Genomic DNA, 14,030 nt, shown 5'->3' with positions numbered 1-14,030 from the left:
GCCGGACGATGGAGTCCATGGGAGCAGAAGTCGAGATCCGGACCTTCGATCGCCGGGACCGCAGCCGCTATCGCCGCAAGGTGGGCCGGGACGTGGCCGTCCTGGGGCGCCTGCTGGAGGAGGTGGAGTTCGTCACCGAGCCCAAGCTCGCCGGGCTGGAGGTCGAACTCAACCTGGTCGATGAGCGGATGCGGCCGGCGATGGTCAATGCCCGGGCCCTGCAGGCGATCGACGACAAGGACTTCACCACCGAGCTCGGCCGGTTCAACATCGAGCTGAACGTCGAGCCGCGCTCGTTGGGGCCGCACGGGCTGGGATCGTTCGAGCAGGCGGTGTCCCAGGTACTGGCCCGGGCCCAGCGGCGGGTGGACGCCGCCGCCCTGCCGGGCCGCCCGACGATCGTGATGATCGGTACCCTGCCGACCCTGGAGCCACGTCATCTCGACATTGCCAACATCTCCGAGGGCGGGCGCTACCTGCTGCTGAACGACCAGATCCTGGAGTCGCGCCAGGAGAACCTGGTGATCGACATCCGGGGTGCCGAGCACCTCGCCATCGAATCGGAGTCGATCATGCCGGAGGCGGCCTGCACCTCGACCCAGGTGCACCTGCAGGTGAGCCCGGAGGAGTTCGCGGCGCACTGGAACGCCGCCCAGGCGATCGCCGGTGTCCAGCTCGTGGTGGGGGCGAACTCCCCCTTCCTGTTCGGCCGCCACCTGGTGGCGGAGACCCGGGTGCCGCTGTTCGAGCAGAGCACCGACACTCGCAGTGCCGAACTCGTCGCCCAGGGCGTACGCCCCCGAGTGTGGTTCGGGGAGCGGTGGGTGGACTCGATCTTCAACCTGTTCGAGGAGAACCGGCGCTACTTCCCGGCCCTCCTGCCGATCACCGGCCCGGAGGACCCGGAGGCCGAGCTGGAGGCGGGCCGGGTGCCCCGGCTGCCCGAACTGAGTCTGCACAACGGCACCATCTACCGGTGGAACCGGCCGATCTTCTCCGCCCCCGACGGCCGCCCGCACCTGCGGGTCGAGAACCGGGTGCTGCCGGGCGGGCCCACCGTCGTCGACACGATCGCCAACGTCGCTTTCTTCGCCGGGCTGGTGCACGCGCTGGCCCATGCGGACACGCCGGTGTGGTCGACGATGTCGTTCCGCGCCGCCGAGGACAACTTCCGCGCCGGGGTGCGCGACGGCATCCGGGCCGAGCAGTACTGGCCGGGTGTGGGTCAGGTGCCGGGTCGTGAACTGGTGGTGCGGACCCTGCTCCCGCTGGCGGCCGAGGGCCTCGCCGACCGTGGCGTGGCGGGGGAGGAGATCGATCGGCTGCTCGGCATCGTGGAGCGCCGCTGCGTCCTGGGGCGCAACGGGTCCAGCTGGCAGGTCGCCGAGGTCGCGGCCCGTGAGGCGGACGGCCTGGACCGGCGAGCCGCCCTGGGGGATATGCTCGCCTCGTACGTCGACCTGATGAGGTCCAACGTCCCCGCCCACGAATGGCCAGTGTCGTCCAGATGAATCGAGGCGGCGTCCGGGGAACGCCGCGCAGCGAGCATGGAGGCCGTTCAGCGTGTGTACCGTCGTGGCTCATTCTTCGTCCGATGAGGGGCGAGCGGCACTGGTCCATGGGGTCCATCGGGCCCGGCACGACCGGACCGTGCTGCATGTGGTCAGCCGCGAGCCGGCGGTCCCCGAGGATGTCCTCGACCTGCTGGAGGGACTGACCTGGGAGTGGGAACAGTGCGGAGCCGGCGACGACTTCGCTGACCGGGTGCTCCGGGCCGCCTGTCCGGCCGAGGACTCCGGGACCTGTGGGGCGCCCGCCATCGTGATCGGGCTGCGGCGTCGTACCACCGAGGGCCGGCTGCTGCTCGGGCACACCGCCGAGCGCGTCCTGCTCGAGGCACCCTGCCCGGTCGTCACCGTCAAGTGCGGCTGACGGGACACCCGTCCGTCGACGAACGTGTCCGCCCGCCGCAGGAGCGTCCGGGCGGTCCCGTTTCCATTAGGACCGGTTTGCCCCGCCGTGTCACAATGGCCTGCAGGTCTGCGCATCGACCGGTCTGGTTCTGCGCGCCCGTGTTCTCCGTGACACCGAGCAGAGAGGTTGTCTGTGTCATCAGCTGCTGAGGAAAACTCCTCCGAACCGACCGTGGGGGGGCCGCAGGGCGCCGCACGCAAGGCGACGGCTCGCCGGACCACCGCGAAGACGACCAGCGGGACCGGTGCCACCAAGAAGGCGACCACCGGCCGGGCGGCCCCGGCCCGGAAGGCCACCGCCAAGAAGACCGCCGCGAAGAAGACAGCTGCCAAGAAGACCGCCGCCCGCAAGGGCGCCGAGACCCCGGTCGAGGCCACCCGGGTGGGTGACGCGGTCGAGATCACCATCGGCGGCGGTGAGAAGGGCCGCCACCTCGACGAGGTCGACGACAAGGAATTCAAGGTCGAAGAGGCCGAGGTCGACGAGAAGAAGATCAACGAGGAGGAGGGCTTCAGCCTGGCCGAGTCCGACGACTCGGACGAGCCCGAGGTCCAGGTCACCGTCGCCGGCGCGACCGCCGACCCGGTGAAGGACTACCTCAAGCAGATCGGCAAGGTCGCCCTGCTGAACGCCGCCCAGGAGGTCGAGCTGGCCAAGCGGATCGAAGCGGGCCTGTTCGCCGAGGAGAAGCTCGGCGAGGACACCGGCAAGATCAGTGCTCGCGACCTCGACGACTACGAGTGGATCGCCAACGACGGCCACAACGCCAAGAACCACCTGCTCGAGGCCAACCTCCGACTGGTGGTGTCGCTGGCCAAGCGCTACACCGGTCGCGGCATGCTCTTCCTCGATCTGATCCAGGAGGGCAACCTCGGCCTGATCCGTGCGGTCGAGAAGTTCGACTACACCAAGGGCTACAAGTTCTCCACGTACGCCACCTGGTGGATCAAGCAGGCCATCACCCGCGCCATGGCCGACCAGGCCCGGACCATCCGCATCCCGGTGCACATGGTCGAGGTGATCAACAAGCTCGCCCGCGTCCAGCGCCAGATGCTGCAGGACCTCGGCCGTGAACCCACGCCGGAGGAGCTCGCCAAGGAGCTCGACATGACCCCGGAGAAGGTCATCGAGGTGCAGAAGTACGGCCGTGAGCCGATCTCGCTGCACACCCCGCTGGGCGAGGACGGCGACTCCGAGTTCGGTGACCTGATCGAGGACTCCGAGGCGGTCGTGCCGGCCGATGCCGTGAGCTTCACGCTGCTCCAGGAGCAGCTGCACGACGTGCTCGACACGCTCTCGGAGCGCGAGGCGGGCGTCGTGTCGATGCGCTTCGGCCTGACCGACGGCCAGCCGAAGACCCTGGACGAGATCGGCAAGGTCTACGGCGTGACCCGTGAGCGGATCCGCCAGATCGAGTCCAAGACGATGTCGAAGCTACGTCACCCGTCCCGCTCGCAGGTGCTGCGCGACTACCTGGACTGACCCCCGGACCGACACGGATGCCCCCGCCACGACGACGATCGTGACGGGGGCATCGCCGTCTGCGGCGGACCGGGCGGGCTCGGCGTGCGCGGCGACGGGGCGCGCGGACGACGGGGCCGGCTCGCCCTTTGTGGCGGACGGGTGGCGAACGGGACGGGAAGGGAGCGTGGCACGGACGGAAGGGCCACCACCGCTCAGCGCAGGGCGCAGGTGTCGGAGCACCGGTGCCCGGTGCGACAATGAGCCGTCATCGGTCCGGCCATGGGAATCGGTCCGTCACGAAGAGGAGAATCATGCTGGCCGACACCACGCAAGCACTCGGGGCGATCAACGACTGGGTCTACCTGTGGGTGGTGATCGGTCTGCTGGTGCTGGTGGGCGTCGTGATGACCGTCCGGACCCGGGGAGTGCAATTCCGGTTGTTCGGGGAGATGGTCTCCTACATCACCCGGTCCCGTGAGGGCGGGGAGGGCGGGATCTCCTCGTTCCAGGCCTTCGCGATCGGCATGGCCACCCGGATCGGCATCGGCAACATCACCGGCGTGGCCCTCGCCGTCATCCTCGGTGGGCCGGGCGCGGTGTTCTGGATGTGGATGGTCTCGCTGATCGGGATGGCGACCGCGTTCGCCGAGGCCACGCTGGCCCAGCTGTTCAAGGAGCCCGCCGGCGACGGCACGTTCCGTGGCGGCCCCGCCTACTACATCGCCCGGGGGACCCGGTCGAAGGCGTTCGGTGGCGTGTTCGCCGTGTTGCTGGTGGGGACGATGGCCGTCGCGATGCCGATGGTCCAGGCGAACGCGATCTCCACGGTGGCGCACGGGTCGCACGGCATCCCGCAGGCCGTCTCGGCACTGGTCCTCGCGGCGCTGACCGCCGCAGTCGTGATGGGTGGGGTCCGCGGGGTGGCCCGGGTGGCCGAATGGCTCACCCCGCTGATGGCGCTCGGCTACATCCTGATCGGCCTGGTCATCCTGACGCTCAACCTCGGATCGATCCCCGGCTTCCTCGGGCAGATCTTCGCCGGCGCCTTCGGCCTGCGAGAGGGCCTGGCCGGCGTTGCCGGCGGTGTCTGGGCCACCGTGCTCAACGGGGTGCGCCGAGGCCTGTTCTCCAATGAGGCAGGCATGGGCACCAACCCGAACGCCGCGGCCACCGCGACCGTACGCCACCCGGTGCAGCAGGGCCTGATCCAGTCCTTCGGCGTCTTCTTCGACACCTTCTTCATCTGCACGATGACCGCGTTCATCATCTTCGCCGCCGGTGCCGGCAACTACCTGCCCGGCGTCACCGGACCGGACGCCGCCGGCACCCTGACCACCGGGTCGGTGCTGTACAGCCTGGGTGGCTGGATGGCCTGGCCGATGACGATCATCGTGTTCTTCTTCGGCTACTCCTCGATCCTGGGGGCGTACGCGTACGCCGAGGTCAACATGAGCTACCTGCGGGCCCCGCGCTGGTCGTACCGGGTGCTGCGGATGGTGACGGTGGCGTGCACCGGTGTCGGTGCCGTGCTGGCCCTCACCACCGTCTGGACCCTGATGGACACCGCGATGGCCCTGGTCACCGTGGTGAACCTGGTGGCCCTGCTGATGCTCGGTCGCTGGGTGGTCGAGGCGCTGCGGGACTACGAGCGCCAGCGTGCGGCCGGAGTCGAGCCGATCCTCGATCCACGGGCGCTGCGGCGCGTGGACACCAGCCTGCTGTCCGCGGCCTGGCGGGCCGACTCCGGGCCGGAGCCGGAGCCCGAGGTGCTCGTCGGTCAGGACTGAGTCGAACGCCGGACTCCCCGTCGCCCTCAAAGGGTGACGGGGAGTCCGGTTTCGATATCGATGATGGCGTGACCTTGCGGCGGAGCCAGGATCAGGACAGCAGGTGCGTCTCGTCCTGGATCCGGGCGGCCACCTTGGCCAGGGCTTCCGCGTGTTCCTTGGCGTGGTGGGCACAGAAGAGAAGTTGTCCGCCGCTCGCGAGAGTGACCCGGAGGTAGGCCTTCGAACCGCAGCGATCGCAGCGGTCGGCGGCGGTCAGTGCGGGATCCTGGACCGTGGTGGTCGTCGTGCTCATGGTGGGCCTCACTTTCTCCGGCCTCTGGGGCCGGTGCGCCGGGGCGGAGAACTCGGTCGTGCAGTCGCTTTTGTGTAGTGCGGATGCCGGGTGGTGCCGACGCGGGTGGTGGAGTGGTGATGGGATCGATCTGTCGACTTGCTCTGGTTGTAACGTACGACCGCACGTCCTTGTTCCTCTGAGCCTACAGCGGCGGACCAACGACACCAGTGCTCCGCGAAGAAGGGCGCGTCTCGATCATGTGACGAGCCCGCCGCGCACCGTCCGTGAGCCGTCACGCGTCTGTCGTACGACACCGTGCGGCAGGGCGGCAGGTAGGCTCGCTGCGTGCCGACCTCCGTCAACGCTCCCTCCGCCCCCGTCACCGAACCCCGCGCGTACGACGCCCGCAGCCTCACCGTGCTGGAGGGTCTGGAGGCGGTCCGCAAGCGGCCGGCGATGTACATCGGGTCGACCGACACCAAGGGGCTGATGCACTGCCTGTGGGAGATCATCGACAACGCGGTGGACGAGGCACTCGCCGGGTACGGTTCCGCGATCGAGGTGGAGCTCGGCCATGACGGGTCGATCACCGTCACCGACCATGCCCGCGGCATCCCGGTCGACACCGAGCCGCGGACCGGGCTCAGCGGTGTCGAGGTCGTGCTGACCAAGCTGCACGCCGGCGGAAAGTTCGGCTCCGGATCGTACGGTGCCTCCGGTGGCCTGCACGGCGTCGGCGCCTCCGTGGTGAACGCGCTGTCGAGCCGGCTGGACGTCCTGGTGGTCCGCAACGGGTCGCGGTACACGATGTCCTTCCGCCACGGCACCCCCGGCACGTTCGACGGTGAGGGCCCGGACGCGTCCTTCACCCCGGGCGGTGGGCTGGTCAAGGCGGGCCGGGCACCCAAGGGCACCGGCACCGGGACGCGGATCCGCTACTGGCCCGACCGCAGCATCTTCCTCAAGGACGCCAAGCTGTCCCTGCCCGACCTGTACGCCCGGGCCCGGCAGACCAGCTTCCTGGTGCCGGGGCTGCGGATCGAGGTGACCGACGCCCGGGGGGAGGAGCCGCAGGTCGAGATCTTCCATCACGAGGGTGGCATCTCGGAGTTCTGCGACTTCCTGGCGCAGGATCCCCCGCTCACCGACGTCATCCGGCTGCAGGGTCACGACACGTTCGAGGAGACCGTGCCGGTGCTCGACGAGCGGGGCCACATGACCCCCACCGACGTCACCCGCGACCTCGGGGTCGACATCGCGCTGCGCTGGGGCACCGGCTACGACACGATCACCAAGTCGTTCGTCAACATCATCGCCACCCCCTCCGGCGGCACCCACGTGCAGGGCTACGACCGGGGCCTGGTGAGGGCGATCGGGCGGGCCCTGGAGGGCACCCGGCTGGTGAAGAGCGGCGAGGAGGTCACCAAGGACGACGTTCTGGAGGGGCTCACCACCGTCGTCACCGTACGACTCGCCGAGCCGCAGTTCGAGGGCCAGACCAAGGAGGTGCTCGGCACCCCCGCGGTCTCCCGGATCGTGGCCCGGGTGGTCGAGGGGGAGCTGGGCAAGTACTTCTCCTCCACCCGGCGCGACGACAAGCAGCAGTCGCGTACGGTGCTGGAGAAGGTCGTCGCCGCCTCCCGGACCCGGGTGCAGGCACGGATCCACAAGGAGGCCCAGCGGCGGAAGAACGCCCTGGAGTCGTCCACCCTGCCGGCCAAGCTCAAGGACTGCCGCAGCAACGACGTGGATCGTTGCGAACTGTTCATCGTCGAGGGTGACTCCGCGCTCGGCACCGCCCAGCGGGCCCGCAACGCGGAGTACCAGGCGCTGCTGCCGATCCGCGGCAAGATCCTCAACGTCCAGAAGGCCTCCATCACCGACATGCTCAAGAACGCCGAGTGCGCCTCGATCATCCAGGTGGTCGGCGCGGGGTCGGGACGTACGTTCGACATCGACGCCAGCCGCTACGGCAAGGTGATCTTCATGGCCGATGCGGACTCCGACGGGGCGCACATCCGTACGCTGCTGGCGACGTTGTTCTTCCGCTACATGCGCCCGATGATCGAGCAGGGCCACGTCTACAGCGCGGTGCCGCCGCTGCACCGCTTCGAGCTGATCAACCCGAAGAAGGGTCAGGAGAAGTACCTCTACACGTACTCCGACGCCGAGTACGAACGGAAGAGGGCCGAGCTCGCCAAGAAGGGCGTCCGGTTCAAGGAGCCGCAGCGCTACAAGGGCCTGGGCGAGATGGACGCCGACCAGCTGATGGAGACCACGATGGACCCCCGGCACCGGACCCTGCGCCGGCTGACGCTGGAGGATGCCGAGGTCGCCGAGGACGTCTTCGAGATGCTGATGGGCAGCGAGGTCGCGCCGCGCAAGGAGTTCATCATCGATGGTGCCTATCGCCTGGACCACGAGCACATCGACGTGTAGGCGCCCGGTGCTCAGTAGCGCTGCGTCAGTCGGCCGGAGTCCACGTCGTAGTGGAAGCCGCCGACCAGGACGTCGCGACCGACCATCAGCGGGTGCGTACGCAGCAGTTCGACGTCGAAACGCAGGCCGGCCTCCTGGTCCGGCGTGCTGCCCAGCACCATGCCGGAGATGTCCGCGCCGGTGGCGTCGCGCACCTTGTCGGCCAGGAACTTGTCGTCACCCGAGCCCACGGCACAGCGGCTGTGCGGCACCACCATGATCCGGTCGACGTTGAGCAGGTGGACGCCGAGGATGCAGCCGATCAGGGCGTCGTGGGTGACGCGCCCACCGGGGGTGCGCAGGATCTTGGCGTCGCCCAGCCGCAGCCCGATCATCTGCAGCGGGGTGATCCGGGAGTCCATGCAGGTGACCATCAGGACCCCCGCCTTGGCGATGCCGTCGAAGCCGCTGTCGGTGAAGGCCTCGGCGTAGCGGGCGTTGCTCCCGAGGAGATCGGCGAAGTCGTCGTGATGCATGGCGCAGACGTTACTCTGCGGCCCCGGCCGCAGGCGCGCCGCTCTCCGAGGACGGCACGGGGAAGCTCCGGGTGCCGATGGCCAGGATCGGCTGGGGGACCGGGTGCCCGGAGCCGTCGCGCCGGCCGTCGGCCGGGGGCAGATCGACCGGGGCGCCGGAGGCCGCACAGGCGATGGCCGGTGCAGGGCCGGCCCAGGCGAGCTGCAGTTCGTCCTCGCCCTTGAGGAACCGGTGGCAACGGACGCCCTGGGTGGCCCGGCCCTTGCCCGGGAACTCCTCGAACGGGGCGACCTTGACACTGCCGGTCTCGACCCCGAGCAGGGCCCCGGACGAGGCGGCGAGGGTGACCACCACCGACCCGTCGACGGGCACCGCGCCGAAGAAGACCACCCGGGCCCCGGGGTTCAGCTTGATGCCGGCGATACCGCCGCCGGTCCGGCCCTGCGGACGTACGACCCCCAGGGGGAAGTGCAGCAGCTGGGCGTCGGAGGTGACGAAGCACAGCTCCGCCGTGGCCCGGCCGCCCAGCCAGACCGCACCGGTGACCTCGTCGCCGTCCTCCAGCCGGATCACCTCCCACTCCGAGCGGGTGAGGATCTCCGGGCGCACCACCTTCACCACGCCCTGCCGGGTGCCGATCGCCAGGCCGGGGGAGTCCGGGTCGAGCGGGACGAGGGCGCGGAACTCCTCGCCCGGCTCCAGCGCGAGCAGCTCCGAGAGCCGGGAGCCACCCTGCAGGTGCGGGGCGGCGGCGGTCGGCGGCAGCACCGGCAGGTCGAGGACCGACAGCCGGTGGAGCATGCCGGTGGAGGTGATCACGCCGATCTCGGCCCGGGCGCTGGTGCGGACCACGGCGGTGATCACGTCGTGGCCGGTGCGTGGCCCCTCGGCCGGCAGCCAGTCGGCGTCGGACGTACGGGCGAGCAGCCCGGTGGCGGAGACGATCACCCAGCACGGGTCGTCGCTGATCTCCAGCGGCCCGGCGGCCGCGGCCGAGGTGGTCACCCCGGCGGAGGAGAGCAGCACCGTGCGGCGGGGATCCCCGTACGCCGTGGCGACCGCTGCCAGCTCGTCGCCGACGAGGGCGCGGAGCTTCTCGTCGGAGTCGATGATCTCGGTCAGCGCGGCGATCCGCTCGTTCAGTTCGTCGCGCTCGCCCTCCAGCTCGAGGCGGGAGAACCGGGTCAGCCGGCGCAGCTGCATGTCGAGGATGTACGTCGCCTGGACCTCGCTGAGGTCGAAGGCCTCGATCAGCCGTGCCTTCGCCTCCGCCGCGTCCTCCGACTGGCGGACGATGGCGATCACGTCGTCGATGTCGAGGATGGCGATCAGCAGGCCCTCGACCAGGTGTAACCGCTCCTCGGCCCGGGCCCGCTGGAACAGTGAGCGACGCATGGTGACGTCGAGGCGGTGCTCGAGGTAGACCTGCAGCGCCTCGAGCAGGCTGAGCGTCCGCGGCTGACCGTCGACCAGTGCGACGGTGTTGATCCCGAAGCTGTCCTCCAGCTTCGTCCGCCGGTGGAGCTCCCCGAGCAGCGCCTCCGGGTTGAAGCCGTTCTTCACCTCGATCACCAACCGGGTCGGGTGCTGCAGGTCGGAGAGGTCCTTGACGTCGGCGATGCCCTGGAGCTTCTTGCCCTGCACCAGCACCTTGATCTGCTCGATGATCTTCTCCGGGCCGATCATCGGCGGCAGCTCGGTGACGACGATGCCCCGGCGTCGCGCGGTGATCTGCTCGATCCGGGCCTTCGCCCGGATCCGGAAGCTGCCCCGGCCCGTCGCGTACGCGTCCCGGATGCCGTCCAGCCCGACGATGGTGCCACCGGAGGCGAAGTCGGGGCCCGGGATGAAGCGCATGATCGTGTCGAGGTCGGCCTCCGGGTGGGCCAGCAGGTGGCGCAGCGCGTGCACGACCTCGATCAGATTGTGCGGTGGGATGTTGGTCGCCATGCCCACCGCGATGCCTGTCGAGCCGTTGACCAACAGGTTGGGGAAGGAAGCCGGCAGCACGGCCGGCTCGGTCTCGTGGCCGTCGTAATTGGGGCGGAAGTCGACGGTGTCGAGATCGAGGCCGTCGGTCATCGCCAGCGCGGGGGGCGCCATCCGGCACTCGGTGTAGCGCATCGCCGCAGGCCCCGCGTCGAGCGAGCCGAAGTTGCCGTGCGAGTCCACCATCGGCAGCCGCATCGCCCACGGCTGGCCGAGCCGGACCAGGGCGTCGTAGATCGCGCTGTCGCCGTGCGGGTGGTACTTGCCCATCACCTCCCCGACGACGCGGGCGCACTTGACATGGGCCCGATCGGGGCGCAGGCCCATCTCGTTCATCGAGTAGAGGATGCGCCGCTGCACCGGCTTCAGGCCGTCGCGGGCGTCCGGCAGAGCGCGGGCGTAGATCACCGAGTAGGCGTACTCGAGGAACGACGACTGCATCTCGTCGGAGACGTCCACGTCGATGACGTGTTCCTCGAACTCCTCCTCGTCGACGGTGCTGCCCCTGCGAGCCATCGCGGTCCTTCCCTTCTGCCGGGGCGGGCACGGACCCGCGCCGACAAGCGGAATTGTCGCTGCTGCGGGACCGTCCTCGGCCGACCCGGGCTACGGCGTGTCGGTGCGGCGGGCGGCCGGGTCGTCCCCGGACAGTGCCGCATCCAGCTTCACGTGGATCTCCCAGCCGTCCTGGCCGGTGACCCACGGGACGGAGTGCGCACGGTCCATCTGTGCGCTCTCCAGACTGTCGAGCGTACCGTGTGCCAGCACCTGCTCGGCCGGGGTCAACTGGCGGATCGCCACGGCCCGGACGTGCTCGGGGAACTCACGGCTGAATCGGCCGTAGATCGCCGGATCGTGCTGGCCGTCGTCGCCGACCAGCACCCACCGGATGTGGGGGAAGTCCGCCGCGAGCTGGCGCACCTCGCGCTCCTTGTGCTCCCGCCCGGAGCGGAACCAGCCGGTCGAGGTCGGGCCCCAGTCGGTGAGCAGCATGGCGCCCAGCGGGAACCGCCGCGAGTGCAGGAACCGGGTCAGCGTCGGCTGGGTGTTCCAGGAGCCGGTGGAGACGAAGACCAGCGGGGTCCCGGGGTGCTCGTCGAGCAGGTCGCGGTAGAGCCGGGCCATGCCGGGCACCGCCTGCCGGGCCGACTCGTGCACCACGAAGGAGTTCCACGCCGCCAGCATCAGGCGCGGCAGCATCGTCGAGATGATCGTGTCGTCGATGTCGGAGATGATCCCGAAATCGACCGTCGGGTCGACGATCTGGACGTCCCCGGTGGTGGTCCGGCCGTCGACGGTGGAGTAGTCGATCAGCCGCCAGCCGGGTTCCAGGGTGCCGTTCTCCAGTCGTACGTCGATGTAGCCGGAGCGGTCGGTCGGGACCTCCACCGGACCGGCGGAGGTGTGCACCACGATGGTCCCGCGGACCACGGGCAGCGCGAGGAAGTTGCGCCAGCCACGACGCCTGAGCAGTTCGCGGCCGAGCATCCCGGCGGCCGAACGCGACGGCACCAGGATCAGCCTGGCCATCACCCGGACGAATGTCGGATCGCCGTAGCCGGTGTAGGCGACGACACGTTCGGTCCAGCCCAGTCGGCGCAGGACACGGCCGATCGCCCGGTTCGACGCCTCCTCGACGCGGGCTGCGAAGAACGATCGCGACATGGCCCCGACATTACACACCCCCGTGCCACCGACGTCGGGCACGGCCCGCCGGACGGCCCACCCGTCGATGCCGCTCCCGGATCAGTCGGCGACCAGCGGCGCGGCGGCCAGGGTGTGCGAAGATGGCCGGGTGAGTGGATCGGAACAGCTGACGGACACCGACGAGCTGCGCCTCGCCATCGAGGCCTGCGGATACTTCCCCGCGCTCGTCTTCGACAGCGTGATGATCTCGTTGGGCGATGAGGAGATGGTCTCCTTCGTCGTGCAGCACGAGCCCACCATCACCCCCGACGGCATCCACCGGCACGTGACCGTGTCGGTGCTGACGCCGACCCGCCTGATCATCAACCACACCGACGACGCCGACGCCACAGCCGGGTTCGGGGCACAGGCCGCCTCGACCAGCGAGGTGGTCGCGATCCGCCGGATCAACTCGGTCAGCCTGAGCCGGATCGTCAACGACCCCAGTGGCTACCGCCCCGGCCAGGCCGCCGTCCAGGAGGCGCTGCTGACCGTGGCCTGGGGCTTCGCGTCCCGGATCGACCTCGAGCCGGCGACCTGCGAGACCCCCGACTGCGACGCGGACCACGGTCTCACCGGCCAGCTCGTCGGCGATGACCTGGTGATGCGGATGAGCAGCGACGCCGACGGCGCCCAAGGGGTGGCCCGGCTCGTCCGGTTCGGCCTGGCCCTGCAGCGCTCGACGAACCTGGCATGAGGTCATTGTCCGGACCGGTGTTCCCGGTGGCCGGTCAGGTGACCCTGCCGCAGTACCACCGAGGCGCACTGTGCGACCTGCTGCCGGCGATCGGCGCCCGGCTCGGGATCGCCGCGCCGGACGCCCGGCCCGACGGGCCGGTGGGCCTCGGACTGCCGGAGGCGGACCGGTGGGTCGTGGTGCTGGTCGACGGCCTGGGGGCGCTGCAGCTCGCCGACCACGCCGAGCACGCCCCGTACCTGGCCTCCCTGCTGCGCGGTGACGGTGATCACGCCCCCTTCGACGGCTTCACCGCCGGCCTGCCCTCGACCACGGTGACGAGCCTCACCAGCCTCGGCACCGGGCTGGTCCCCGGCCGGCACGGCATCGTCGGATACTCGGCCCGGCACCCGGTCACCGGTGCCTTCCTCAACATGCTCACCTGGCAGGGGGAGGACGATCCCGTTTCCCTGCAACCGCATCCGACCCGGCTGCGGACCTTCGCCGAGGCGGGCGTCGCCGTCGGCATGGTCGCCCCGGCCCGGTTCGAGGGGTCCGGGCTGACCCAGGTCGCCCTGGCCGGCCCGGTCTTCCACCCGATCCACGACGAGCGCGACGAGGACTGTCGGGTGGCGGCGATCCTCGATGCTGCCACCGCCGGTCCTCGCAGCCTGGTGTACGCGTACGAACGGGAACTGGACCACACCGGCCACACCCGCGGGGTGGATTCGGGGGAATGGCGCCACCAGCTGCGCCGGATCGACGCGATGCTCGAGCGCGTCCGCGACGAGCTGCCCGACGACGTCCGGATGGTGATCACCGGCGACCACGGGATGATCGACGTCCCCGATGAGCACCGGCTCGTCGTCGAGGACGTCGCCGCCCTCCAGGGAGATGTCGAGCTCGTCGCCGGCGAGGGACGGTTCCGCCAGCTCTACACCGCTCCCGGGCGGGCCGGCGCCGTGGCCGAGCGGTGGCGCGGTGAGCTCGGGCCGCACGCGCTGGTCCGCACCCGCGCGGAGGCCGTCGCCGAGGGCTGGTACGGGGAGGTCGACCCCGAGGTGCTGCCACGCTACGGCGACGTCGTCGTGGCCCTGCTCGAGGACTGGGCCGTGATGACCCGTACGCTGCCGGGCGAGCTCGCCCTGGTCGGCATGCACGGGTCGCTGACCGCGGCCGAGATGTACGTCCCGCTGGTGGTGGACTGAATGCTCGAGCCGGC

Annotated in this window: 11 protein-coding genes; 7 read left to right on the top strand and 4 right to left on the bottom strand. The window is 70.1% G+C overall.

Annotation, left to right across the window (positions count from 1 at the left end):
* Nucleotides 1-17: 17 nt before the first annotated feature.
* The 4 genes from VB059_RS13695 to VB059_RS13680 all read left to right on the top strand — a co-directional run bounded on the left by VB059_RS13695 (nucleotide 18) and on the right by VB059_RS13680 (nucleotide 5,225).
* Entirely contained in the window at nucleotides 18-1,511 is a 1,494-nt protein-coding gene (locus VB059_RS13695; protein ID WP_323422532.1) for a glutamate--cysteine ligase, read from the top strand.
* A gap of 64 nt (nucleotides 1,512-1,575) precedes the next feature.
* Nucleotides 1,576-1,932, top strand: a complete 357-nt coding sequence (locus VB059_RS13690; RefSeq protein ID WP_323422531.1) for a universal stress protein — start codon at nucleotides 1,576-1,578, stop codon at nucleotides 1,930-1,932.
* A 174-nt stretch (nucleotides 1,933-2,106) separates the two neighbouring features.
* Entirely contained in the window at nucleotides 2,107-3,456 is a 1,350-nt protein-coding gene (locus VB059_RS13685) for an RNA polymerase sigma factor (RefSeq protein WP_323422530.1), read from the top strand.
* A 293-nt stretch (nucleotides 3,457-3,749) separates the two neighbouring features.
* Nucleotides 3,750-5,225, top strand: a complete 1,476-nt coding sequence (locus tag VB059_RS13680) for an alanine/glycine:cation symporter family protein (protein WP_323422529.1) — start codon at nucleotides 3,750-3,752, stop codon at nucleotides 5,223-5,225.
* A gap of 91 nt (nucleotides 5,226-5,316) precedes the next feature.
* Here VB059_RS13680 and VB059_RS13675 read toward each other — a convergent pair whose 3' ends face one another.
* The gene (locus VB059_RS13675; protein WP_317839723.1) at nucleotides 5,317-5,520 is read right to left on the bottom strand and encodes a hypothetical protein; all 204 of its coding nucleotides are present in this window, start codon (nucleotides 5,518-5,520) and stop codon (nucleotides 5,317-5,319) included.
* 327 nt (nucleotides 5,521-5,847) lie between these two features.
* Here VB059_RS13675 and VB059_RS13670 point away from each other — a divergent pair, with 327 nt between their 5' ends.
* Nucleotides 5,848-7,941, top strand: a complete 2,094-nt coding sequence (locus tag VB059_RS13670; RefSeq protein WP_323422528.1) for a DNA topoisomerase IV subunit B — start codon at nucleotides 5,848-5,850, stop codon at nucleotides 7,939-7,941.
* Nucleotides 7,942-7,952: 11 nt separating this feature from the next.
* On the opposite strand, the gene VB059_RS13665 is transcribed toward VB059_RS13670, so the two are convergent.
* From VB059_RS13665 to VB059_RS13655, 3 genes are all read right to left on the bottom strand, one after another.
* Nucleotides 7,953-8,456 carry a carbonic anhydrase gene (locus VB059_RS13665; protein WP_323422527.1) on the bottom strand — a complete coding sequence of 168 codons (504 nt, stop codon included), beginning with the start codon at nucleotides 8,454-8,456 and terminating at the stop codon, nucleotides 7,953-7,955.
* Nucleotides 8,457-8,466: 10 nt separating this feature from the next.
* Nucleotides 8,467-10,962, bottom strand: coding sequence for a DNA topoisomerase IV subunit A (locus VB059_RS13660; RefSeq protein WP_323422526.1), 2,496 nt, complete (start codon nucleotides 10,960-10,962; stop codon nucleotides 8,467-8,469).
* Nucleotides 10,963-11,052: 90 nt separating this feature from the next.
* Nucleotides 11,053-12,111, bottom strand: coding sequence for an App1 family protein (locus VB059_RS13655; RefSeq protein ID WP_323422525.1), 1,059 nt, complete (start codon nucleotides 12,109-12,111; stop codon nucleotides 11,053-11,055).
* 130 nt (nucleotides 12,112-12,241) lie between these two features.
* On the opposite strand from VB059_RS13655, the gene VB059_RS13650 reads away from it, so the two are divergent.
* Together VB059_RS13650 and VB059_RS13645 are read left to right on the top strand one after the other, a co-directional pair.
* Nucleotides 12,242-12,829 carry a DUF5998 family protein gene (locus VB059_RS13650; RefSeq protein WP_323422524.1) on the top strand — a complete coding sequence of 196 codons (588 nt, stop codon included), beginning with the start codon at nucleotides 12,242-12,244 and terminating at the stop codon, nucleotides 12,827-12,829.
* Nucleotides 12,826-14,016 carry a nucleotide pyrophosphatase/phosphodiesterase family protein gene (locus VB059_RS13645; protein ID WP_323422523.1) on the top strand — a complete coding sequence of 397 codons (1,191 nt, stop codon included), beginning with the start codon at nucleotides 12,826-12,828 and terminating at the stop codon, nucleotides 14,014-14,016. Before VB059_RS13650 ends, VB059_RS13645 begins: the two co-directional genes overlap by 4 nt.
* Nucleotides 14,017-14,030: the final 14 nt, after the last annotated feature.

This window comes from Raineyella sp. (genome assembly GCF_034933565.1).
Lineage (GTDB): Bacteria > Actinomycetota > Actinomycetes > Propionibacteriales > Propionibacteriaceae > Raineyella.
Note: the sequence above shows the minus strand (reverse complement) of the source record. Positions and strands in the feature narration are given on the sequence as shown.

What these genes read in the sequence shown, in the direction of transcription:
- VB059_RS13695 (WP_323422532.1), top strand. Translation starts at nt 18, where the DNA reads ATGGGAGCAGAAGTCGAGATCCGGACCTTCGATCGCCGGGACCGCAGC.
- VB059_RS13680 (WP_323422529.1), top strand. Translation starts at nt 3,750, where the DNA reads ATGCTGGCCGACACCACGCAAGCACTCGGGGCGATCAACGACTGGGTC.
- VB059_RS13675 (WP_317839723.1), bottom strand. Translation starts at nt 5,520, where the DNA reads ATGAGCACGACGACCACCACGGTCCAGGATCCCGCACTGACCGCCGCC.
- VB059_RS13665 (WP_323422527.1), bottom strand. Translation starts at nt 8,456, where the DNA reads ATGCATCACGACGACTTCGCCGATCTCCTCGGGAGCAACGCCCGCTAC.
- VB059_RS13660 (WP_323422526.1), bottom strand. Translation starts at nt 10,962, where the DNA reads ATGGCTCGCAGGGGCAGCACCGTCGACGAGGAGGAGTTCGAGGAACAC.
- VB059_RS13655 (WP_323422525.1), bottom strand. Translation starts at nt 12,111, where the DNA reads ATGTCGCGATCGTTCTTCGCAGCCCGCGTCGAGGAGGCGTCGAACCGG.
- VB059_RS13645 (WP_323422523.1), top strand. Translation starts at nt 12,826, where the DNA reads ATGAGGTCATTGTCCGGACCGGTGTTCCCGGTGGCCGGTCAGGTGACC.